Source organism: Vibrio mangrovi (genome assembly GCF_024346955.1).
GTDB lineage: Bacteria > Pseudomonadota > Gammaproteobacteria > Enterobacterales > Vibrionaceae > Vibrio > Vibrio mangrovi.
Genome location: NZ_AP024883.1, coordinates 2893070 through 2914880, shown reverse-complemented (window position 1 = coordinate 2914880; position 21811 = coordinate 2893070). Strand labels below are relative to the sequence as shown.

Below are 21811 nucleotides of genomic sequence, written 5' to 3'. Positions count from 1 at the left end.
ATGCTTGCCATAGAACGGCTATGACTCAAATCTCTGTCTTGCCTCTGTACCCAGAGATTCTCGCTGAAACTACATGCTGAGGTCATTTGGGTATAAGTATATACAGAGAACGCCACTATAACCGCCTTTATACGATTAGTGAAGCACACGGCGGTCGCGTGTTTTTTGATTCACAGCAGAAATTCAGGATACATCTTTCAGTATGATAAGTTCTATCAATACCAAGTTAGCGGATGAAGCGAGTGTTTAACAAGATTCAAACCTATATGGTGCAAAATGCTGCATCATTTTTGAGATCTCCTGCCCATTTTTTGCCGGGCTTTGTGCAAAACAAAATCCTTCTGGATGCGTTGAATGCCATCTTTAAAGAGGCACTGTCTGAGGGAGAATTTGAATTCCTTGAGAATAAATGTCTGAAAGTTGAAGTGAAAGATTTAGGTCTGTCATGGCATATTACGTGTCGGCAGGAGCAACTGGTGATGGCTGAACGTTCCGCAGAACCTGATGCATGTTTTAGTGGTTTTCTGAATGATTTTGTACTGATAGCAGGGCGTAAAGAAGATCCGGATACACTCTTTTTCCAGAGAAGACTTTCTATTGAAGGTGATACGGAATTGGGGCTGGAAGTTAAGAACATGATGGATAGCGTGGATCTGGAAACTTTTCCTACAGTAATCAAATATTCTTTGAATCAGCTCTCTGACTTTGTGTATAAAGGGATGAAATCTGATTATCCGAAGCATGAAGGAACTGAAAATGCTTATTCGCACTGAAGCTCCCGCAGATATTTTACCCATTGACCATTTATTACGTTCGTCTCTGGGTGTTATTGAGGATGCCGATATGGTCATGGCATTCCGTGAAAGTGGGCGAATTACGTTGTCTCTGGTTGCCTGTAGTGATGATGGAGAGCTTCTGGGATACATTCTGTTTACCCCGGTTGCCAATGATGGCGTGTTTCAAAGCTGGCAGCATTTACATTTGCTGATTGCTGAAAAGAATTGTGCGGAAAGCAACGTGATCGAAAAGCAGCTGATTACGGAAGGTCTGGATTCGCTTTATGAGCTTGGATATCCGGTTTGTACTGCGTTCGGAACACATGAACATTATCTGGCGCACGGTTTTCGGCTGGGACGTGATTTTGGTTTGAGTACCGTTCATTCAATGCAGCAAGATGAATTTCTGGTTTGCGAAATGCTTCAGGGAGCTGTTGCTGAAGTTTCTGATCATCTGGTTGTATTCGATTCTTCTATGATTTGAATTTTTCCCTGCTTCTGATTTGAGGGAAAATTTGTTAGGATGACCCTCTTTTCTACCGGGCTGACATTCATGCAAGAACGTCGACAATCTTATCTACAGGAAATGGGGATCCAGAACTGGAGTCTTGCTCATCCGGGGCAAATGCCAGGGGCGACTCATGTTCATTATGATTTGCCGCCATCCTGCAGGTTACTGTTTGTTAGTCCGGTTTTGCCGGAAGGCTCTCAGGCTATGATGTTTGAAAAAGTTCTGAAAAGTTTTCAGGTCTCTCTGACACAAGCCCGGCATGTCTATCCACAGGATCTTCATTTGATCTCACAATCAGATATTGAGTGGATCTGGTTTGCGGGATGTTCTGCTGTAGAGGGCATCGCAGCAAAACAGTTAATCTCTCCGTTATTGAGCCAGATCGATGGTCATCCTCAGCATCGCCGGGAACTATGGCGCCAAATCTGCTCTTATCAGGCCTCATGAATATTTCAATTGTACCTATGTCACCTGAACATCTGGATCAAATCTACCAGATCGAGTGCCGGGCTCATCAGTTCCCCTGGAAAGAGTCGATAATACGTTCGATTGATAGCCGTGGCGCCTGTCATCACACCTTATTGATTGATGGCCGGGTAGGTGGTTATTTCTATGCCCAGAATATCGTCGGGGAAGTCACATTATTGAATATTGCGTTGGATCCGGTCTGGCATGGACAAGGATTTGGCCGTCAGCTGCTGGACTTTTTCCTCGCCTTCTGTGAACGGCAGTCTGCTGAAAGCGTGTGGTTAGAGGTGAGGGAAAGCAACCTTCCTGCATATACGCTCTATCTTAATTCCGGGTTTAATGAAGTTGATCGGCGGCTGGGTTACTATCCTACCGAAAATGGTCGTGAAGATGCGATCATCATGAGTTATTTTCTGTAAGATCCTGTGTGACGGTTTGCTAGCCGAAGTACTTTCTTAACTATTTTTCCCCTGCCGTATTCATTCGGGAGCTGTATTTGAATCGCAATAATGGCTATCGCTCCCTAGTTTCGAATTGATCCTCCTAATCGGAATTCTGATGTGTTACCTAGTGATGTTTCTTTAATTAAGAAATCATTAAATTAGTATATTGAAATTAATTTAATTGAATTGTTTGTAGTTTACATTCCTATCTTTTGCGCTAAATATCTCGTTACCAAAACATTGACAGTAAAATAACATTCGCATGTATTTCCCTTGATAAGTATTAAGTTTTTCATAGATATAAGGTAGGTTTTGAGTGCATTGAAAATAATGTGATTAACTATGTTTTTGATCATTTTTGTATGCTTTTCCAGTAAGTGTGAATATCTCAGTCTTTCGTCTCATTTTTGAGAATATTAAAAATATAGGAGTAATTTGCTTTGCTTGCGATTGAAAGAAGAGTGATTGATGTCGCATACTGCGGTTATGGTCAAAGTCACATTTTTACAAAGAAAAGTGATGCGGCTAGTTTGATTTTGGTAAGTAGATGCTGATTTGTATCTTTTAAAGTCATTTATTAACAATAAGTTAGTTGTGTTCAACCTTTTTGTCAGGGCGTCATGTATTCAGTTTGTGGGGTGCTTCACCCAAGGGCGGTAGCATACATAAATTCATATTGGTTAGGTGGGATGTCAGATGGGATATGGTAGTCGCATAAAATATTATGGAGAAGAGTCATCAGTTGCATTTAAGATTGTTGATATTTTTATTATTTCAATGATTTTATTTACTGTCTCGGAAGTTTACTTGGGTTATTTTGCAAGTATTTATCAACTGATATTAAGTTTATTCGTTGTTGTGTACTTTGTTATATCAGATGTTGCAGGGGTATATCGGCCATACAAATACCTTTCATTTAAACAAAATTTCTTTGCTATTCTGATGACCTGGAGTATTTGTGTTGCGCTATCTTTGATTGTCGGATTCTTTCTGAAAATCAGCGAAGATTATTCTCGTCTGGTGACCGGATTATGGTTTGTTTTAACGCCATTATGTCTGGTTGGCTGGCGATGGTTGGTTCACGGGATGTTTCGGGTTGTTTTTCCGGGAGACAAACATCGTAAAAAAGCGATTATTATCGGTGCAACAAGATCGGGCATTCAGCTTGCCAACGAATTAAAACTCAACCGGGCAAGCCAGGAAGTTCTCGTCGGATTCTACGATGATCGTAGTCTGGACCGAATTGGTTTACATCGTCTTTCTTCTCCTCTTCGTGGAAAAATCGATGATGCGCTGATGCTGGCAAAAAGTCGCAGTGTCCAGAAAGTCTACATTGCACTGCCGATGGAAGCCGCGAAACGGATTAAGCAAATCTTAAATGCCTTCGCCGATTCTAATGCTCATGTCTATGTTGTCCCGGACTTTTTCACTTTTGATCTGATGCAATCCCGCCTGAAAAGCATTGGTAAAGTGGTTACGCTGAGTATTTATGATACACCTTTCTACGGATTCACCTCTCTGATTAAGCGAATTGAAGACATCATTCTTGCTTCAATCATCATCACACTGATTAGCCCTGTTCTGCTTTTTGTCGCAGTGGGAGTCAAACTTTCCTCTCCGGGGCCTGTTATCTTCAAACAAGAACGTTACGGTCTGGATGGTAAACCGATTAAAGTCTGGAAATTCAGATCGATGCGGGTGATGGATAACGGCTCTGTCGTCAAACAAGCGACTAAAAACGATCCCCGGGTTACCCGCTTTGGTGCTTTTATCCGCCGTACTTCTCTGGATGAACTCCCTCAATTTATCAATGTCATTACCGGTCAGATGTCGATCGTCGGTCCGCGTCCTCATGCCGTAGCTCATAATGAGGAATACCGCGGACTGATCGATAAATATATGTTACGTCACCATGTTAAACCCGGAATTACCGGCTGGGCGCAGATCAATGGCTACCGTGGAGAGACTGACACACTGGATAAGATGGAAAAACGTGTGGAATTTGATTTGAGTTATATTCAGACATGGTCGTTATGGCTCGATTTAAAAATTATATTCCTGACGGTATTTAAAGGATTTGTCGGTAAAACAGCATATTAATTGGCTGCTTTATAGAGATAGGATTCAGCGTCCTGATAGGTAAGTAATGTTAAAAATAATATTAAAAGGCATCATTGCATGCTGCATATTCTTTTCTTTTTTTTCCAGTGCGGCTGAATATCGGTTGGGTGCTGGCGATACGATTAGAATTTCTGTATATGGGGAACCCGATTTATCGTATGAGCAGTTCATCATCGATAGCGGAGAAACAATGGATTATCCCTATCTGGGGAGTTTGGACTTAAAGAAGAAAACCCTTCGTGAGCTTCGGGATATGATAGTTGAAGGTCTGAAAGGTGATTATTTAATCGACCCAAAAGTGACGGTTAATATTGTTCAGTATCGAAACATCTATGTGAATGGTGTGGTGAATTCTCCGGGTGGATATGAATATCAGCCTGGTCTGACGGTTCAGAAAGCGATTGCTCTGGCCGGGGGATTTCTGGCGAAATACCGGAAAACCCGAGGCATCTATTTGACGAAAGAGGAAGAGACAGAAGGATTATCCCAGGATCAGATTCAGGAACTCCTGAAAGGTAAACATGAAGTAGAACTCAATGAACCTGTACATCCCGGCGATACGATTTATGTCGTAAGTTCTTTTTGGTAATTCTGAAAAGACAAAATAGATTAAGGTAAGGTAAAAATGCAAGAGCACTTTGAAGATAATGCCAATCATCAGAATGATATGATTGATCTGACACATTATCTGAACTTGATTAAGAGAAACTGGATCTCAATATTTATATTTTCAGTATTGGTGACCGGACTGTCAGTATTAATTGCTCTGTCTTTGAAATCTAAATATACAGCAACGGCCACCTTACTGATTGAAGCGAAAGAGAAACAGGCCGTTTCAATTGAAGAAGTTGTTGGAATCGATCCGAATCAGAAAGAGTATTATGAAACTCAGTTTGAAATACTGAGATCAAATCAGATTGCCGAAAAAGTGATTCAGAAATTGGCACTGGATAAGAATGAAGAATTTAATCCTCTGCTGAGTCAGGATAAAAGCATCGTCGATACGATTAAAGCTTATCCTGCTATTTCTGCATTGCTGAATGCTGCCGGGGATGAGGATGTACCTGATCCTGAGTATATCAGACAGAAAGTCTTAACCGCGTTTAAGAAAAAACTGGAGATTACTCCGATTTTAAAAACGCAGTTGGTTAATATTAGTTTCACTTCTGAAGATCCGGAATTAGCGGCAAAGATAGCGAATGAAGTCGGTTATGCATATATCGAAAATAATCTGGAATCGAGAATTTCAGCTACGAGATACGCATCGAGCTGGATCACCTCCCGTCTTTCTGAGCTAAGGCAGCAACTGGCTGATTCTGAAAAAGCGCTCTCTGACTTTTTGATTAAAGAAAAATTGATTGATGACAGCGGGATTGAATCTCTTGCCAGTAAACAGCTGACAAGTCTGACTGAGCGATTGGCACAAGTCCGGGATGAAAGAATTGAAATTGAGTCGGCATACAAAGCCCTGACTTCCGGGAGTGTGAAAGATGTTGCTTCACTTTCTGCGATACCTGCAATTTCCCAGCATCCGCAGGTGATCGATATCCGTAATGCAGAACTGGAAGCTCAGAATGAAGTGAATGAGCTGAGCAAACGTTATGGACCAAAGCATGACAAAATGATTGCGGCTCGGGCCAAGTTACAATCGATAGAAGATCAGGCTCAGAAGGTAACCAATAAGCTGATCCGGGGCATCGGCAAAGAATTGCAGGCGACAAAAGAGCAGGAAACCCTGTTAGTACAGGAAGTCAACCGGGAGAAACAGGACTTTCAGGATTTGACTGTTAAGAAAAGCAAGTATGATTCGTTGCAGCGGGAAGTTGAGACTAACAGGGAGATTCTGAATCTCTTCCTGACCCGGCAAAAAGAAACCACCGCAACCGGGGATTTCGATTCGACTAATGCCCGTTTTACTGATGAGGCTCTGATTCCTCAGTTACCCAGCGCTCCGAAACGGAAAATTATCGTGGCGGCGGCATTTTTCCTGAGTATCTGTATCGCGATTGGTTTTATTCTGATAATTGATCTGCTGAAAAATACGATCGAATCCGTCGGAGACTTTGAAGATAAGTTTGGTTTGATTCCTATCGGGGGAATCCCCGTGGTGAAATCCAAGCGTTTTCGTAAGAAACCTATCGATAGCAGTATCTTTACCGATGAAAATGAGGTTGGATTCAGTGAATCGATTCGTTCAATCCGGACGTCACTGCTGGTGAACAATATGAACCGGCAGCATCGGAAAATTGCAGTAACTTCGTCGTTGCCGGAAGAAGGAAAAACAACCGTATCCCTGAATCTGGCGATTTCGTTTGCCAAGGTAGAGAATGTCTTATTCATCGATCTCGATTTGCGTAAACCTGCGGTTGCCGAACGCTTTGGCTATAAAAAATATCAGCAGGGTGTCACCAACTATCTGGTGATGAATACACCGTTGAGTGAATGTATTCTCAAAGATGAAACATCAGGATTATCTGTTTTACCTGCCGGGATGCTGACTGCAAATCCTCAGGAACTATTAAGTTCCGGAAAATTAAAAGCGTTGCTGACAGAACTTGATAGTCAGTATGACCGTATCATTATCGATACACCGCCAACACTGCCGGTGAGTGACTCTTTAATTATCGGGCAACTTGTCGACTCTGTTGTTCTGGTAGTGAAATCCAATGCAACGAAACAAAATCTGGTGAAGAGAGCGATGACGAAACTCATCAGCCATCAGATAGTGCTGGAAGGGGTTGTTGTGAATCGTGTCAGCCAGAAAGCGAGCTCGGCAGATTACGATTACGGTCAGTATTATGGTTATGCGGAAAGCTGAGCATTTATCCGGGTATAAATAGATGATGAACATCTCAAAAATTTCACTTTTCGCGATGAGCGCGTTGTCGGTATGGATGATTATTATCGCTTCCCGGACTCTGGTCGGTTCTTTGTATGGCGATGCGGTCAGTCAGGTGATTGAGAGAATTGATCAATCCGGCCCCGGTTCGGCAGGTGAACTGTCGCAACTGAATTTGTTAAAGGATGAGATGTTGTCATGGGATGATGACAATCCGGAAAATTTATCAATGGCTGCATATACTGAGTTATTGAACAGCTTGTCCGAACATGGCGTGGCAAAAGAGCAACATTTACAGCAGAGCGATCGGTATAACTGGAAGTCTATCCGCCTGAGACCTCTGTTTCCTGATGGCTATGCTCAGGAAACCGAACTGCTCGCATTCTGGGAAAAGCCATTCGGAGAGATTATCGGGGTGCTGAATATGGCCGAGACGTTCGGTCCTTATGAAAAATATACGGCAGAAACGGCCATGAATATTCTGTTTAAGTACTGGGATGTTCTGTCTCAGCAACAGCGCATGACTGCTGTTCGCTATATTACTGCACATGAGCAGTACGGTTTAAAGCGCTGGCGGCTGAATGAAATATTCAAGGTTTCTCCCTATAAACAGCAGTTCTGTAGTCTGGCCATTTTTATTCACCTTCCATTATGGACTTGTGGCAATTTATCGGATGCTTCACGGCAGAAGTATTCTCATGAGGAGGAAATCTGAATGAATCGATACATTGTGCTGACTGTTGCGATCGCAGTTGTCGCTATGCTCTCTCTGAGCAAAAGTTTTGGTTTTGGTGCTCAGCATGTCATTGCTCTGGAAAACTTTCTGGGCGGAGATAAGTATTTACATTTTCTCTGTTCGTTTGTGCTGACCATACTGTCGATTTGGGCAACAAAGGTAAATAAGGGCACGGTTGTTCGCCTGCTTGGCTGGCCGACAGTCATCGTTGTTCTGTTAATGATGTTTGATGAATCATCTCAACTGCTGTTTAAGACCCGGGATTTTTCTATTGGTGACATGATGACGAATTTATTCGGAGCAGCGATAGCGCTGTGTGTGGCAACATTGATGAATTACATGCTCTTAAAGCGAACGATTTAATTCTTTTATTACAGTTGCTTCGGTTACAGTGAGCGTATTCTTTTAGTGGGTTCAATGAGATTCCGTAAAAATACATTATACAGTCTTTTGATTTCTTCTAACTTACTGTTTCTGACTCTGTCTAATGGTTTGTTTAAGCGCCCGATCCTGACATTATATCTGCTTATTTTTTTAATGCTGTCGTTGCGTCCGACTGTCATCAAACAGGTTTTTACGCTGTGTCGGCGTTGTTACCCATTAATGGTTGTTTTCTTGTGGTGTGCAATGACAGCACAATGGTCACCGTGGCCTAAAGTAACCTACTATGAATTATTCTGGCAGTTGGTGTTATTTCTGTATGTCACATTATTTGTCATCCGGTTTTATGAACTTAATTCCAGACGGGTTATTTATTACAGTTTCTGTGTCTGGCTGTTTTTAACTTATCTTCTGGTAGCAAAAAATGATTTGCTGGCCGGACGGTTGTTAGAAATATCCGGAGCGTTTGCGAATAAAAACAACTTAGGTCCAATCATTAGTGTGTTTTTATTCTTTTATGTCTACTCGGTCTGTCAATGGAATTTATTGAGAGTCGGGATGTTGCTGGCTACATTTTTACTGTTACTGGCAACCTTATCGAAGACTTCTATTGCTTTATCTGTATTTGTGGCATTACTCGCCTGGATCATATTTAGCTGGGATAAACTGCTGGTTCATCGTTTTCGTCGCCTCTATTACGGGAGTGGCCGTGTTATCGGACTGGTATTGTCCGGTATGTTAGTCCTTACTCTCATGTTTTATTACCGGGATATGGTTGACTGGTTGCTGACACATGTCCGGGAAGAATGGTTAACCGGGCGGGGACAGCTGTGGCTGGTCATGCTCAATCAATCTTATGAAAAGCTTTTTCTGGGGGTTGGTTATTCCGCAGTCTGGGGACTGGGTGATAACAATCTGATCCAGGAAACTGAACTGGCAAAATATGCACCGGAGTGGGTTGAAAAACTGGCAGCATCGGATGGTGGATATGTCGATATGTTAATTTCTATCGGTGCTGTGGGTACGGCTCTTTTTGTTTATACCATTTGTGATTTTTTTATGACCTTTTATTCGTCTCTTCAATTACAGAAAAATATTGAACTGACGAAATTATGTTTTTGTGTAGGTACGTTTGTCGTTTTGAATAATGTCACTGAAACTAAGTTTTTATTAGGTTCCGGGTTCAGCTGGTTTTGTTTCCTCTTCTGCTATGTATTGCTGAAATACATCACAGGGAAGGAGGTAGTTTTGAAAACGACTGTTTTGAAAACAACTGTTTTGAAAGCAACTGTTATGAAAAATACAGTTTAAAAAATGAAGTGTCGTCATGAGTAATATTAGAAAATTAATCTGGTTTAGTCTGGACAATCTCGGTGGTGTGTTTTTCGGACTGTTCAGTATCGTATTTATAGCCAGGATCTATGGCCCGACGAATATGGGATACTTATCTTATATTCAGGCACTGGCAAGTATTCTTTCCTGTGTGTTTATTCTGGGAATGGACAATGTCGTCATGAAAGAATACGTACAGAACCCTGAGAAGAAGCGGGTGTTTTACGCCGTGTCTCTGGTGCGACTGTTTGGTGGTTTAGTCTTTTTTGCAGCAGTATTTTCCTGGGCTTATTTTTTCAGTAACACACCCGATGAGCTGGTGTTTGCTCTGGCATTTTCCGCCTGTGTCACAACATACTTCGGTAAGTCGTCTGCTTTCCGGCTCTATTTTCAGGCCTCGGAGCAACCCAGAATTCTTTCTGTATCGACTGTAGCTTCCCGAGTTGCTGCAATTGCTTATATTCTTGGGGTTATCTATTTCCAGCTGAGTTTTGTCTGGGCGATTCTCTATCTGGTCGTTTATTCGGTGGTTGCTCAGATCATTCTATTATCCGAGTTTTACCGTAAAACCAAAGACGAGTTATTCCCGGCGATTGCAGACAGCATTCAGTATGGGAAGAAGATCCTTTATGAATCGAAATTCGTCTTCCTCTCTTCTATTATTTTTCCGATATTTATGTACTTTGATGTTGTGATTATCGAAAAATACCTCACGCCTGAAGATGTTGGCCTTTATGGTGTTGCGACCAAGCTGGTGATGCAATTGCTGTTTGTCGGCCATATTTTTGTCTTTGCCTTTTTTACCCGGCTAAACAAAGAGATCAATGAGCAGAAACTGGATGGGCAGGTATTCAGGAATATTGTCCGGCTGATGATTTACTGTTCCGTTGGTGGCGGAATTTTTGTGAGTTTAACCGGGGATTACATTGTCCATCTGCTCTATGGCGAACAATATGACGGGGCCGGAATTATCCTGAAGATCCTGATCTGGAAGCTGGTGTTTTCTTATTTCGGCGCTCTCTTTTCCCGGGTACTGATTATCAGACAATGGACCAATATTGAACTGATTAAAACTGTTATTGCATCGACGGTTTCACTGAGTGCTTCGATGATTGCGGTGCAGATTTGGGGAGCGACCGGGGTTGCGACCGTCTCTGTGGTTTCTTATGCCATTGCGGATCTGTTCTCTTATCTGTTGTTTGCGCGAACCCGTATCTTTTTCATTGTTGTGGTTCAGGAACTGGTCCGTATTTTTACCCGTCCGGTTACTGCATTCAGACAGAGTTTGGAATTTTTGGTAGAAGGTCGTCAGAGCTATGGAAGTTAGCATCATTATTCCTGCATATAACGCAGCAGAAACTTTACCTCAGACATTACGGTCTGTTTTTGCCAGCAGTCCGGCACAGGATAACGGCTTTGAGGTCATTGTGGTTGATGATGGTTCAAGTGACAGGACCGGATCTCAGTTAGCAGCCGAATTCCCTCAGCAACTGGCATCCGGTCTGTTGCATTATCACTATCAGCCAAATGCAGGTGTCAGTGTCGCCAGAAATACAGGGTTAAGTCTGGCTCAGGGGCGTTATGTCACTTTCGTAGATGCTGATGATGAAGTTCAGAATGATTATATTTTCCGCCTGTATGAATTGATTCAACAGCATCCGGATGTCGATGTTTTTGAATTTGGCTATAAGACCTATCGGGAGCAGGTTGGAAACATTCTGGGTTCCGGACATGTAAACCGTTACCGGGGAATGAATCCAAGAGAGCGGGCATTGGAAGGCGCGGTGTCATCATTTGTCTGGCTGGTGATGTGCCGGTTAATCAGAGCCGATCTGGCAAAAAGTGCTTCTTTCCCTGCCGGGATCAAATACTGTGAAGACCTGATGTACCTGTGTACAGTTTACGCACAAGCCACGACATTTTATACCAGTGAGCAGGAACTCTATCGTTACCGGATTGGTGAAACCAGTGCAATTTCCCGGGTGACGATGGAACAGTGTCAGCAGGTCCGCGATTTCCTTGATAACTTTAATGCCTTAAAACGGGATGACTTGAACATAAGTGATGCAGAAAAAAGTGGTTCAGAGAAACTAAAAAAAGTTGTCGATGCCAATTTGTATTACATGTTTCATTCGGCAGGAAAACGAACCATGCCATTCTTGCGTTTCTTTCGTCAGGTGAAACGTCTCCCGGTGATTACAATTTTCAGGTTGTATTCCACGGGATTGTTGTCACGCCGCAAAACGATGATTTGTCTTTTTCCTTCTCTTTACTTTTTCGGTCACAGGATGAAACGCCGATGAGAATTATTTTTCGTATTTCCTACATGGGATTTGGTGGTGCGGAGCAGGTCTTTTTATCAGTTGCCAGAACGCTGATGTCAGATAATGAAGTTTTATTCGTAACTGACCGGCGTGATGGTGCCAGTTACGAAACATTGCTGAAAGAAAATATTCCGGTCCGGAGTCTGGACGCGAAGAGAACTTTCTTGAGTCTGTTCAGTTTTAAACAGGTCATCAATGACTTTGAGCCTGACGTGATACTTTCGGCATATCCGGATACCAATGCAGCTTGTCTTCTGTCTGCATTTCTGGCCCGCCATAAGGCCAAAGTAGTGGTGAGTGAACATGCCTCGATCATTGAACATTTCCGGCATAAACCGGCATTGACCCGCTTGAAAGTCCGCCTGATTGTTCAGTTTCTTTACCGGATGGCAGATAAAGTTGTCGCTGTTTCCGAAGGCGTAATGAGAGATATTGTTCCATTGGTTAAGCGTGCCGATAAATGCTGTTTTATCCATAATCCGGTTCGTTTTCATCATCCGGCTGTGGGCTCTGGTTTGCAGGATGGTGAGCGGAAAACCATTCTGGCTGTCGGGCGGGTGACTCCGCAGAAAGATTACATGACTTTACTTGGGGCTGTCCGTGAGCTGATAGAAATACAACACCGGCATGATATACAGGTGATGATTGTCGGTGGTACTCATGACTCGGCGGAAATGTCCAGATTAGAAGGATATATAGAGCAACATCAGTTGCAGCCGTATATCACCTTTGTCGGTTTTTCGGATCAGGTGGAAAGCTATTATGCCCGGGCAGATCTGTTTGTACTTTCTTCTGCCTGGGAAGGATTTGGCAACGTTATTGTTGAAGCTTTGGCGTTCGGTCTGCCGGTTGTGTCGACGGATTGCCGCAGCGGCCCTGCTGAAATTTTACAAGACGGGAAATTTGGCCGGCTGGTCACTGTCGGAGACAGTGCCGGACTGGCGGAGTCGATTATCCGGGAACTGGATACGCCATCCTGTCGTTATGAAGCCCGTCTGGAAAGAGCGGCGCAATTTTCTGAAAGTGTGATTAGTGAACAATATAAAACACTGTTTGAAGCATTGGTTTAAAGGTTAGTGGTATGTGGAATAATATCAGGGCGGATGTATTTCGCTGGTATGGAAAATATAGCTTGTTGTTATTCGTAAAGGCTTTTCTCAGCCAGAAAGGATTTCGTTTTGTCCTGCTGATGCGACTGGCGAAGCATGGTCGGAAAATCCCGGTACTCAATCTCTTCTTTATCCTCTTCTATAAAGTATCCAAGGTTATTTATACCAGTGATGTCAATTACCGGGCCACGATTGGACCGGGGCTGAGAATGCATCATGTTTTCGGAACGACCTGGGGAGAGCATGTGAGAATCGGCCGGAATGCGACGATTGTACATAACGTTACGATTGCCGGAAAAAATGGTGAATGGCCGGTCATCGGGGATAACGTCTATCTGGGAACCGGATGCTGTATTCTCGGGGGTATCAATATCGGAAATAACGTCGTTGTCGGTGCCAATGCGGTAGTTACAAAGGATGTTCCTGATAATGCCATTGTTGCCGGAATTCCTGCCAAAGTTGTTTCAGAAAAAGGCTCTGCTGATTTTGTTTTTAACCCATGGAGTGAGTGACTGAGCATGGATATTATCGTATTGGGAACCGGCCAGAATGGCGGGATCGATGCTGTGATTAAGAATCTGAACATCAACCTGAACCAGCAATTCCGTTATCGGCGGTTTATCAGCCACAAGGGCGGAAATAAATTACTTGATCTGTGGCTCGCCTGCTGGGGGCTATGGATTGTTTTCTGGTTGTCCCTGCTTCCCGGAGATCGCATTTTCCATTTACATATGTCTTATAAAGGGAGCTTCTGGCGTAAAAGACTGTATCTCAAGGTCGCTCATTTTTTCGGGCGTAAAGTTCTGGTTCATTTACATGGTTCTGAATTCAAGAAATTCTATCTGGCCAGCAATGATGTAGTGCAACAGAAGATTCGGGATCTGATTTACACCGCAGATGCTTTTATTGTGCTCTCGGATACATGGCGTGAGTATATTGAATCTATTCTTGAGTCTCCGCAGGAAGCTAATCTGATCGTATTACCTAATTTTGCTGTTGTTGCACCGCATCCTGAGTCGGAGGGACAGAAAAATCATGTGCTGTTTCTGGGCGCATTAATTGACCGGAAAGGGATTTTTGATCTGCTGACTGCGTTGCAGGATTTACCGGAAGTCGTGCTGCATGTCGGTGGTGGTGGCGATGTTGCTCGCTTTCAACAGGCTGTCACTGATTGTGGGGTCGAAAAACAGGTGGTATTTCACGGCTGGGTCGATAGTGAGAAAAAAGCCCAGTTGATGGCCGGGACACAACTGCTGGTTTTACCGTCATACAACGAAGGATTACCGGTTGTGATCCTTGAAGCAATGGCTTCCGGACTGCCGGTTCTTTCAACGCCGGTTGGTGGTATTCCTGAGGTTATTGTTCCGGGGCAAACCGGCTATCTGGTGGAGCCCGGCAACGTAGAACAGCTAACAGAGATCATGCGTCAGGCATTGAATGACAAATCTCTGTCAGCAATGGCTGACAATGCGAGAAAGCTCTATCAAAAAGATTACGATGTGTCGGTGGTAATGCCCCGCTTAGAAAAATTATATGTCAGTTAAGGTTAGGTCATGATGATCAGGAAAATTTTATATTTATGTCTCACCTGGGTTTCCGTCAGTTATCCGGTGAACGCAATGGCTGCTTGTTGTAGTGATGAACAGTACGCAGCCGAAGTGAAACGGGCGATTGGGTTTAACCAGCCCGCAGACGAGCTCTTTCTTGAAGCCAATAAGAAAGCCATCGCCATTAAAGATGATGGTGTGCAGTTTATTCTGACGGATAACAACTCTTATATTTTTAACGGCGAACGTTCAGAAATGAGTGTTCAGAGTCCGTATCAGATCGGTGATACCGTCCTTTATCAGTTCTCCTTCAGGCTTCTGGATTCCCCGGTGTTTTCCGAAGGCTGGGATGGCGTCTGGGTCATTGTTGCCCAGTGGCATGATCAGCCTGATCCAAGAAAAGGTGAAACATGGTCGAATTATAAAAGCAGTTCTCCGCCATTGTCATATCAGCTGGAATATGATGACCGGCTCTATCTGGTTCTGCACTCAGCCAATCATGATGAAAGAATTCCCGTTCTGCCGAATCAGCAAATTTCATGTCGGACTCAGGTGCACTGGCTTTACGAAACGGATGGACAAGTCTCAGGGTGGTGCGATGTTGATGGTGTACGGCATCCGTTTGATTTCTCCGATGACATTATGATTAACGACTATTACCACTATTTTAAATTTGGTTTATATCGCGACAAAAATATCGATGAGCTGATGGGAATCGAATATAACGCGTTGACGATCAGTGAGGTTAAAAATGAAGAATAAGGTGTTGTTGGTTGCTTCTCCGGGCGGTCACTTCGTCCAGTTGAGTCTGTTATCCGAGAAACTGGATAGCTGCGAGAGAATTATCGCCGGTACTTATGATAAACAGCCGGGTTTTATGGCGGGAGAGCGTTATTACCAGATCTCTGATTTCAGCCGTGATACGGCATATCTGGCGATTAAAGTGGTATTCCAGTGTCTGAAAATTCTGAGAAAGGAGCGTCCGTCTCTGGTTGTCACGACGGGTGCTGCTCCCGGACTGGTTATGGCGATACTGAGCAAAATGACCGGGGTGAAAACGGTCTGGGTTGACAGTATTGCCAATTCGAAAAAATTATCGTTATCGGGGAGACTGGCTGCGAAGTTCCGTATCCATGTGGTATCGCAGTGGCGCGAGGTTGCAGAGTCTCATCAGGTGACTTATCAGGGAAGAGTAATATGATTTTTTTAACCGTAGGCACACAACTGCCTTTTGATCGTCTGGTTCAGACCGTGGATCAACTGGCTGAAAAGTATCAACTGGATGTTTGTAGTCAGATTGGCGATTCCGACTATCAGGCGAAGGTGATTCAGAGTGCAAAATTTTTTGCACCGGATGAACTGGATGAACAGTTTCGCCAGTCTGAATTAATCATCTCTCATGCAGGCATGGGAACGATTATTAACTGTCTGCGCATTCGCAAGCCCTTAATTATTTTCCCCCGGCTGGCACAGTATCAGGAACACCGGAATGATCATCAGTTGGATACACTGAATTCATTTTCCAATGTGAAAGGTATCTATACCGCCCGGAATGAAAAAGAGCTCGAAGATTTACTCATGGATTATCAGGCATTACAGGCTCCGGAAGGACTGGACACACCGGAACGGGATCAACTGGCACAGTATATTCTGTCACTGGCCAGCTGATTGATGGCTGGCACGGATTCTGAGTAGATTAACCATGATGAAGAAAATCAAAGACTTTATACAAATTCAGCTCAGACAACGTCTGCTGTCTGTGAATGTGTGGTATCTCAATAAATTTTTCGGAACGCATATCGATGCAACGGCAAGGATTTCACTGAAAGCCAAAATTGATAAACGGAACGGAGATGGCATTTACATTGATGAAGGGACGTATGTTGCTTTTGGGGTCGCAATCCTGGCTCACGATATGTGTCGTCACTTAAAAGCGGATGTGCGCATCGGTAAAAACTGCCATATCGGATGTAATTCACTCATTCTGCCGGGGGTGACAATCGGCGATTCGTGTATTGTGGCAGCCGGTGCCGTCGTGACAAAAGATGTGCCGCCCAACACGCTGGTGGCCGGGAACCCCGCAGTGGTGAAGAAAGAAGGGATTCAGCTCAACCGGCTGGGGATTTTACCGAAAGAGTCATGTTGAAAGGTGGAACAGCACGTATGACCGGGATAAGAAACATTTTTGCCATAAACCTGAGATTGCTCTGGTTTTGTTTTGGCGTTCTGATTTTCCTTAGTTCTTATCGGGTCAGTGCCGGGGAAATAACTTTCCCGAACGGGGCGCATATTGCAGTGAATCTGTCGTATGATGATGCGTTGCCATCTCAACTGGAAAATGCGTTGCCGGTTCTGGATAAATACGGGATTAAAGGGTCTTTTTACCTGCTTCCCACTTCTCTGACGCTTCAGGATGAGCGGGTGGAATTATGGAAAAAGGCCGCCCGGAACGGTCATGAACTTGGCAATCATACCCTGTATCATTCATGTTCGGTTAAAAAGGGAAGGACATGGATGAAGCCTTATGCTGATCTGGATCGGAGAACCCCGGAATCGATGCTGGCGGAAGTGAAGCTGGCAAATACGTTTTTATTCTTACTGGATGGACAGCAAAGAAGAACATTTACGATCCCATGTGGTGATACCGTTACCGGTGGCGGAGATTATCTGCCAGAGATTCGTTCTGTCGTGACCGGAATTTATGGCCGGACATTATCAAAGCAGGAAGAATTTTACTGGTCTCCTCATGGTGTTTCTGCTCAGCAATTGATTGACTTCATCAGAAAAGCAGCCGGAAACCGGCAGACTAAAATTATATGTATTAAATTCCATGGTGTCGGTGGTGATTATTTATCGGTCACCAAAGAAGATCATCAGAAACTGGTGCAATATCTGGCTGACAATCAGGAAAAGTATTGGGTCAGTACTTATAAAAATATTGTGGACTATGTACATCAACACTCATCTGAATAATACCAATCGCAGTAATTAAATGGTCAGATAATTATTGCGATTGGTATAACGGATAAATACTTTGTCTGAATGCTATTTCCGGGTCGCACGAATGAACACTCCGTAATACATCTGTCTCATTATTAATATTTATAACTATTACTGATTGATTTGCTTGCCTTATCAAATCCCCAAATCATATAGTCATACCTGTCTGATGAATAAATGTTCATCTGAATGAATATTCCAGCCTCCGCATCTTGAGGTCAATTGGGTATATAACTATTTGGGCATATAACTATGGGGAACTGTTATGAAATTCAAACTATTTGCGGTTGGTCTGGCATGGAGTGCCGGACTGGCATTTCCCGTGCTGGCTGCACCTGATTCTTCAGTTTCACCGGAGGCAACTTCTGTTGCCAGTGCAGAGCAGGCCCGGATAGAACAACAGGCCGCACAGTTGTTAACTGAAAACAGTCCGGTTGATGTGGTGCGGCTTATCGCTCAGGAAAATCCTCAGAATGCACCTCTGGCAATTCAGATCGTGCATGTTATGGCCCCGGAAGTTTCCCTTGAAAGCCTGGTTTCTGCTGCTTTTAATGCTGCACCTGAAGTGGCACTGGCGATTGCATCGATGGCCCTTGAGCTAGGTCTGGATGCGACGCTTTTACCTGAACTGGCTATCGCGGCCAATATTGACCCGACCATCGTTGCTGAAGCAACTGCTGCCGGACCCGCAACACAATCTCCTGCTCCGCAACCGATCATCATCAGACGTCACCCAAGAGGAAGTGGTATCTCACCCAGTTAATGATGGCCCCGTTTATATTTCCTTCCGGTCAAAAGCCCGTGAGGGCTCTTGACTCTGAGGAATAACTCCATGACTTATATCGAACGTTGGTGCTGGTACTCTCTGTTAGTCATGCTGGTCTGGCTTCCTATTCCGCTGGCAAGCCACAGAATGTGGTCATGGTCGATATTTGAAGTCTGGATATCACTTCAGACACTCTTGCTGACTGGTGCGCTGTGGTATCAGTTTCCCTGGCAGAGGATCCGGCGTTTTGTCTGGTTATTGGCTCCTCTGGGGATTTTTCAGCTCTGGGTCGCGATTCAGGCACTTCCGTTGCCGGTTGAAATGCTCAGCGTTATTGCTCCTGATGTTGCCCGGATTTATATCCGGGCCGGGGCGGATATCGGTAGTTTGTCTTATGACCGTTATGCCACCTATACCGGCTTACTTAAGGGCATTGCTTATACGCTGTTTGCTTTGAATGCCGTTATTCTGATTCATTCGGTACAGCGGGTAAAAATGGTGCTTTATGCGCTGGTTGTGAGTGGTACTTTTCAGGCATTTTATGGTGCGCTGACGGTGTTGTTACAGACTCATAAAAGCTGGGTTTTCGGGCTGCCGCAGGGCACCCGGGCAACTGGTACTTTTGTGTATTTTAACCATTTTGCCAACTATCTGGTGCTGTGCCTGTGTATGGGAACGGGACTGATAATTTCACAATTGCATCAGTCTGAATCCGGCTCCTGGCATGTGCGCATCCGGCGTTGGTTCAGTGCGCTTTTATCAGCCAAGATGATGATTCGTCTCTGTCTGATCATGATGGTTATTGCTTTGATCATGACGCGTTCCCGCATGGGGAATGCCGCATTTTTTGCTGTCACCGTTATTGGGGGAGTCGTTGCACTGTTTTTTTATAAGAAACGGCCCAGAGCATTAACGGCTCTCATTATTTCGATCATGGTGATCGATACGTTTCTGATCGGGACACTGTTCGGGCTGGAGAAGGTGAAACAACGGTTAGAGTCGACATCCGTTGAAACGGAAACCCGTGATCAGGCGGTTCAGTGGAGTCTGGATATGATCAGAGACTATCCATTCACCGGCACCGGTCTGGGGAGTTTTTATTCCACGTTTCCCGGTTATTCGCATTACAACATCGGCTATTACAACTATGCACATAATGATTATGTTCAGTTTGCAGCTGAAACCGGAATCCCTGCGGTTGTGGTGTTGAGTATTCCGGTATTCGTTGCCGTGTGGCTCTGTTTTAAAGCGATCAGGAGCAGACACAGTAAGACTCTGAAAGGAACGGCTCTGGGATGCTTTATGGGGATTCTGGCAATGGTGGGGCAGATTACCGTGGACTTTCATCTGCAGGCTCCGGCAAATGCGGTGACACTCATTCTTATTCTGGTGTTGTCCGGTTGCACCATACATATTCAGGTTCGTCCTGCAAAGCCGGATAAGATCGATTAATTTTCCGATGAGGAAATACGACGAAAATTTGTTTTATTTATAAGAATAAAATTGGAAATGTTTTTATTCATTTTTAGCTGAACAAGAACTTTCATAAATTTGACGTATGCAGTTTTAATCTATGGGTTAATTCTGCAACTCGTTCAGAACACGATAGAAATTAATATTTAATCCTTGCCTGCGCAGTGAATGATTTTTACTGAGGCTGTGTCTTGAGGTGAATTCGGGTCAAGTATTATTTTAAACACCGGGGAAGAAAATGAAAAAAACATTAATTGCTTTAGCAGTGGCAGGCGTAAGTTCGGTTACTCAGGCTGCGGAAATATATTCGCTGGATGGTGTCACGGTTGATTTATCCGGCGAAGTTGATGTGCAGTACTATAAGTCTCAGGACAAAAGTCAGCACTCAGAATGGAATGTCAACGAAGCGAAATTTGGCTTTGATATGACTTACGAGATGACCGAGGATCTGGCTGTTGGCTCACATATGGATGTCAATGCCAATGATGAGGAAGACAACGGTTCCGTCAGTCGTGGTGATGTGTATGGCAAAATTGTTTACCTTCAGTCTCATACCATCAGCTTCGGCTCTCAGCCAACCATTCTGGATGATTCCGGTATCGGGGATGATTACGAGTTCGGTTTTACCTCCTTTGTTGACAGTGCCAACAACGAAGGGGATCAGGTGATTAAATATAAGTATGACGGCGGTGAGATGTTTTATGGCGGCCTGGCTTACCTGGAAAATCAGAATAATAACAGCAGTACATCCAGCGATGATGATTACCAGATTGATGGTGATCTGGGAGCCCGGATCGATGATTTCGATATTACAGTATTTCTTGCCCACGCTCAGAATAATGGTATTGATGTCAGCACTTACGATCTGGAAATCCGCTATCTGTATGGTGACTGGCAGTTTGCGACAACTTATGGTGAATCTTCAACCGAACAGGAAGGTGCATCTGACCGGGATAAATCGACCTACGGACTGACGGCCAGCTACAATGATGGTGGCCGGTTTGAATATGCGGCAGGGTGGGCTGTAGTTGAAACGAATCACAGTATCAGTAGCGCGGTACCGAATGGTGATGTGAATGACTTCTACTTTAACGTGACTTACTCATTATCCAATGAAGTGGCGATTTATGCAGAGGTCGGTCTGACTGATAATAACGATGAAGAAACCGGTTATGTGATCGGTCTGGATACAACGTTTTAGTGACTGCCATGCCCATTTTTTGTCTGTATCCTGTGCTGGAAGGCCGGGTGCAGATGAATCATGGCATCCGTAAGGAAATGATCTTGAAATTATTTAACCGTAGTTTATACCTGATACTCAGCTTTTTCTCTGTCTCTGTTTTAGCAGCAGAGCTGACATTGCCCGGTAGTGTGGCGTTATTGGCCCTCGATGGCAAAAAAAACCACCAGTCAGGTGTACTGACGCTTCCGGAAGGAAAGCATCAACTGGTTTTTCGTTATGAAGAAGCATTGCGTTTCGGAACCCGGAAGAAGAAATATCAGTCTTCACCTTTGATTGTCTCTGTTCAGTTGCCTGAAGCTGCCGAAGTTGTGTTACGCCATTCCCGGTTCAGGGACTATTCAGCCGCAGATTCGGCTTTTTTGAATGATAAGGTGGAATGGCAATTAGAAAATGCTCAGGGAGCACTTTCGGATCTTCAGCCAGCCATACTGCCTGGTAATCCTGGTTTGCTGCCTTATCAGGACATTGAAGCTGCGGTTTTGCGTTACAATCAACAAAATTCTGTAGCGGAAATGCCCAGGCTGGTGCGGGGACAGCAGGCAGAAATAATGGCCGGACAAACTGAAAACCATCACAGCAAAACACATCCATTTTCTGATGATTTCACTATTCAGATTAAGAGCTGGTATTTACAGGCTTCTGATGCAGAACGTAAAGCCTTGCTTAAGTGGATGATTGAACAACAGTAATTATGCTTCAAATATAAAGTCGTACTTAAAAATAAAGTTAGGTTGAAATATGA

Annotated in this window: 24 protein-coding genes; all 24 read left to right on the top strand. The window is 44.0% G+C overall.

The features are described from left to right. Window positions 1-242 precede the first annotated feature (242 nt). The 24 genes from ubiT (at window position 243) to OCU74_RS12745 (ending at window position 21758) form a co-directional block, all read left to right on the top strand. Window positions 243-773: a ubiquinone anaerobic biosynthesis accessory factor UbiT gene (gene ubiT, locus OCU74_RS12860; protein ID WP_087481355.1), complete on the top strand. Its 531-nt coding sequence runs from the start codon at window positions 243-245 to the stop codon at window positions 771-773. Beyond that, window positions 757-1260, top strand: coding sequence for a GNAT family N-acetyltransferase (locus tag OCU74_RS12855; RefSeq protein ID WP_087481356.1), 504 nt, complete (start codon window positions 757-759; stop codon window positions 1258-1260). The genes ubiT and OCU74_RS12855 overlap by 17 nt, the downstream gene beginning before the upstream one ends. A 69-nt stretch (window positions 1261-1329) precedes the next feature. Continuing rightward, on the top strand, window positions 1330-1734 hold the full coding sequence (locus tag OCU74_RS12850; RefSeq protein WP_087481439.1) for a DNA polymerase III subunit psi: 405 nt from the start codon (window positions 1330-1332) through the stop codon (window positions 1732-1734). Continuing rightward, window positions 1731-2174: a ribosomal protein S18-alanine N-acetyltransferase gene (rimI, locus tag OCU74_RS12845; RefSeq protein WP_087481357.1), complete on the top strand. Its 444-nt coding sequence runs from the start codon at window positions 1731-1733 to the stop codon at window positions 2172-2174. The genes OCU74_RS12850 and rimI overlap by 4 nt, the downstream gene beginning before the upstream one ends. 720 nt (window positions 2175-2894) lie before the next feature. Continuing rightward, the gene (locus OCU74_RS12840; protein ID WP_087481358.1) at window positions 2895-4298 is read left to right on the top strand and encodes an undecaprenyl-phosphate glucose phosphotransferase; all 1404 of its coding nucleotides are present in this window, start codon (window positions 2895-2897) and stop codon (window positions 4296-4298) included. Window positions 4299-4344: 46 nt separating this feature from the next. After that, window positions 4345-4908: a polysaccharide biosynthesis/export family protein gene (locus tag OCU74_RS12835; RefSeq protein ID WP_234993592.1), complete on the top strand. Its 564-nt coding sequence runs from the start codon at window positions 4345-4347 to the stop codon at window positions 4906-4908. 36 nt (window positions 4909-4944) lie between these two features. Beyond that, a complete protein-coding gene (locus OCU74_RS12830) occupies window positions 4945-7137 on the top strand; it encodes a GumC family protein (RefSeq protein ID WP_087481359.1) in 2193 nt (730 codons plus the stop codon). Between the two features lie 22 nt (window positions 7138-7159). Then, window positions 7160-7873, top strand: a complete 714-nt coding sequence (locus tag OCU74_RS12825) for a hypothetical protein (protein ID WP_143693218.1) — start codon at window positions 7160-7162, stop codon at window positions 7871-7873. Beyond that, on the top strand, window positions 7874-8257 hold the full coding sequence (locus OCU74_RS12820; protein WP_087481361.1) for a VanZ family protein: 384 nt from the start codon (window positions 7874-7876) through the stop codon (window positions 8255-8257). Window positions 8258-8311: 54 nt separating this feature from the next. Then, window positions 8312-9586: an O-antigen ligase family protein gene (locus OCU74_RS12815; protein WP_087481362.1), complete on the top strand. Its 1275-nt coding sequence runs from the start codon at window positions 8312-8314 to the stop codon at window positions 9584-9586. Between the two features lie 16 nt (window positions 9587-9602). After that, window positions 9603-10934, top strand: a complete 1332-nt coding sequence (locus OCU74_RS12810; RefSeq protein ID WP_087481363.1) for a flippase — start codon at window positions 9603-9605, stop codon at window positions 10932-10934. Then, window positions 10924-11910 (top strand): glycosyltransferase family 2 protein, encoded by a 987-nt coding sequence (locus OCU74_RS12805; protein ID WP_087481364.1) that lies wholly within the window; start codon window positions 10924-10926, stop codon window positions 11908-11910. The genes OCU74_RS12810 and OCU74_RS12805 overlap by 11 nt, the downstream gene beginning before the upstream one ends. Next, window positions 11907-13001, top strand: a complete 1095-nt coding sequence (locus OCU74_RS12800; RefSeq protein ID WP_087481365.1) for a glycosyltransferase — start codon at window positions 11907-11909, stop codon at window positions 12999-13001. The genes OCU74_RS12805 and OCU74_RS12800 overlap by 4 nt, the downstream gene beginning before the upstream one ends. A gap of 11 nt (window positions 13002-13012) precedes the next feature. Next, window positions 13013-13552, top strand: coding sequence for a serine O-acetyltransferase (locus tag OCU74_RS12795; RefSeq protein ID WP_234993593.1), 540 nt, complete (start codon window positions 13013-13015; stop codon window positions 13550-13552). A 6-nt stretch (window positions 13553-13558) separates the two neighbouring features. After that, entirely contained in the window at window positions 13559-14584 is a 1026-nt protein-coding gene (locus tag OCU74_RS12790) for a glycosyltransferase family 4 protein (protein ID WP_087481367.1), read from the top strand. A 9-nt stretch (window positions 14585-14593) separates the two neighbouring features. Continuing rightward, a complete protein-coding gene (locus OCU74_RS12785) occupies window positions 14594-15349 on the top strand; it encodes a heparin lyase I family protein (RefSeq protein WP_087481368.1) in 756 nt (251 codons plus the stop codon). Beyond that, window positions 15339-15788, top strand: a complete 450-nt coding sequence (locus tag OCU74_RS12780; protein WP_087481369.1) for a glycosyltransferase family protein — start codon at window positions 15339-15341, stop codon at window positions 15786-15788. The genes OCU74_RS12785 and OCU74_RS12780 overlap by 11 nt, the downstream gene beginning before the upstream one ends. Further along, entirely contained in the window at window positions 15785-16255 is a 471-nt protein-coding gene (locus tag OCU74_RS12775) for a glycosyltransferase (protein ID WP_087481370.1), read from the top strand. Before OCU74_RS12780 ends, OCU74_RS12775 begins: the two co-directional genes overlap by 4 nt. Window positions 16256-16289: 34 nt before the next feature. Beyond that, a complete protein-coding gene (locus OCU74_RS22055) occupies window positions 16290-16733 on the top strand; it encodes an acyltransferase (RefSeq protein ID WP_087481371.1) in 444 nt (147 codons plus the stop codon). A gap of 17 nt (window positions 16734-16750) precedes the next feature. Continuing rightward, window positions 16751-17560 carry a polysaccharide deacetylase family protein gene (locus tag OCU74_RS12765; protein WP_159457428.1) on the top strand — a complete coding sequence of 270 codons (810 nt, stop codon included), beginning with the start codon at window positions 16751-16753 and terminating at the stop codon, window positions 17558-17560. Between the two features lie 292 nt (window positions 17561-17852). Beyond that, window positions 17853-18350, top strand: a complete 498-nt coding sequence (locus OCU74_RS12760; protein ID WP_087481373.1) for a hypothetical protein — start codon at window positions 17853-17855, stop codon at window positions 18348-18350. Between the two features lie 69 nt (window positions 18351-18419). Continuing rightward, window positions 18420-19805 carry an O-antigen ligase family protein gene (locus OCU74_RS12755; RefSeq protein WP_087481374.1) on the top strand — a complete coding sequence of 462 codons (1386 nt, stop codon included), beginning with the start codon at window positions 18420-18422 and terminating at the stop codon, window positions 19803-19805. Window positions 19806-20064: 259 nt separating this feature from the next. Then, entirely contained in the window at window positions 20065-21027 is a 963-nt protein-coding gene (locus OCU74_RS12750; RefSeq protein WP_087481375.1) for a porin, read from the top strand. Window positions 21028-21110: 83 nt separating this feature from the next. Further along, a complete protein-coding gene (locus OCU74_RS12745; RefSeq protein ID WP_159457429.1) occupies window positions 21111-21758 on the top strand; it encodes a YccT family protein in 648 nt (215 codons plus the stop codon). Window positions 21759-21811: the final 53 nt, after the last annotated feature.

What these genes read in the sequence shown, in the direction of transcription:
- OCU74_RS12825 (WP_143693218.1), top strand. Translation starts at nt 7,160, where the DNA reads ATGATGAACATCTCAAAAATTTCACTTTTCGCGATGAGCGCGTTGTCG.
- OCU74_RS12840 (WP_087481358.1), top strand. Translation starts at nt 2,895, where the DNA reads ATGGGATATGGTAGTCGCATAAAATATTATGGAGAAGAGTCATCAGTT.
- OCU74_RS12790 (WP_087481367.1), top strand. Translation starts at nt 13,559, where the DNA reads ATGGATATTATCGTATTGGGAACCGGCCAGAATGGCGGGATCGATGCT.
- OCU74_RS12760 (WP_087481373.1), top strand. Translation starts at nt 17,853, where the DNA reads ATGAAATTCAAACTATTTGCGGTTGGTCTGGCATGGAGTGCCGGACTG.
- OCU74_RS22055 (WP_087481371.1), top strand. Translation starts at nt 16,290, where the DNA reads ATGATGAAGAAAATCAAAGACTTTATACAAATTCAGCTCAGACAACGT.
- OCU74_RS12815 (WP_087481362.1), top strand. Translation starts at nt 8,312, where the DNA reads ATGAGATTCCGTAAAAATACATTATACAGTCTTTTGATTTCTTCTAAC.
- OCU74_RS12800 (WP_087481365.1), top strand. Translation starts at nt 11,907, where the DNA reads ATGAGAATTATTTTTCGTATTTCCTACATGGGATTTGGTGGTGCGGAG.
- OCU74_RS12785 (WP_087481368.1), top strand. Translation starts at nt 14,594, where the DNA reads ATGATGATCAGGAAAATTTTATATTTATGTCTCACCTGGGTTTCCGTC.
- OCU74_RS12835 (WP_234993592.1), top strand. Translation starts at nt 4,345, where the DNA reads ATGTTAAAAATAATATTAAAAGGCATCATTGCATGCTGCATATTCTTT.
- OCU74_RS12795 (WP_234993593.1), top strand. Translation starts at nt 13,013, where the DNA reads ATGTGGAATAATATCAGGGCGGATGTATTTCGCTGGTATGGAAAATAT.
- OCU74_RS12765 (WP_159457428.1), top strand. Translation starts at nt 16,751, where the DNA reads ATGACCGGGATAAGAAACATTTTTGCCATAAACCTGAGATTGCTCTGG.
- OCU74_RS12830 (WP_087481359.1), top strand. Translation starts at nt 4,945, where the DNA reads ATGCAAGAGCACTTTGAAGATAATGCCAATCATCAGAATGATATGATT.
- OCU74_RS12850 (WP_087481439.1), top strand. Translation starts at nt 1,330, where the DNA reads ATGCAAGAACGTCGACAATCTTATCTACAGGAAATGGGGATCCAGAAC.
- OCU74_RS12805 (WP_087481364.1), top strand. Translation starts at nt 10,924, where the DNA reads ATGGAAGTTAGCATCATTATTCCTGCATATAACGCAGCAGAAACTTTA.
- OCU74_RS12810 (WP_087481363.1), top strand. Translation starts at nt 9,603, where the DNA reads ATGAGTAATATTAGAAAATTAATCTGGTTTAGTCTGGACAATCTCGGT.
- OCU74_RS12750 (WP_087481375.1), top strand. Translation starts at nt 20,065, where the DNA reads ATGAAAAAAACATTAATTGCTTTAGCAGTGGCAGGCGTAAGTTCGGTT.
- rimI (WP_087481357.1), top strand. Translation starts at nt 1,731, where the DNA reads ATGAATATTTCAATTGTACCTATGTCACCTGAACATCTGGATCAAATC.
- OCU74_RS12775 (WP_087481370.1), top strand. Translation starts at nt 15,785, where the DNA reads ATGATTTTTTTAACCGTAGGCACACAACTGCCTTTTGATCGTCTGGTT.
- OCU74_RS12780 (WP_087481369.1), top strand. Translation starts at nt 15,339, where the DNA reads ATGAAGAATAAGGTGTTGTTGGTTGCTTCTCCGGGCGGTCACTTCGTC.
- OCU74_RS12820 (WP_087481361.1), top strand. Translation starts at nt 7,874, where the DNA reads ATGAATCGATACATTGTGCTGACTGTTGCGATCGCAGTTGTCGCTATG.
- OCU74_RS12855 (WP_087481356.1), top strand. Translation starts at nt 757, where the DNA reads ATGCTTATTCGCACTGAAGCTCCCGCAGATATTTTACCCATTGACCAT.
- OCU74_RS12755 (WP_087481374.1), top strand. Translation starts at nt 18,420, where the DNA reads ATGACTTATATCGAACGTTGGTGCTGGTACTCTCTGTTAGTCATGCTG.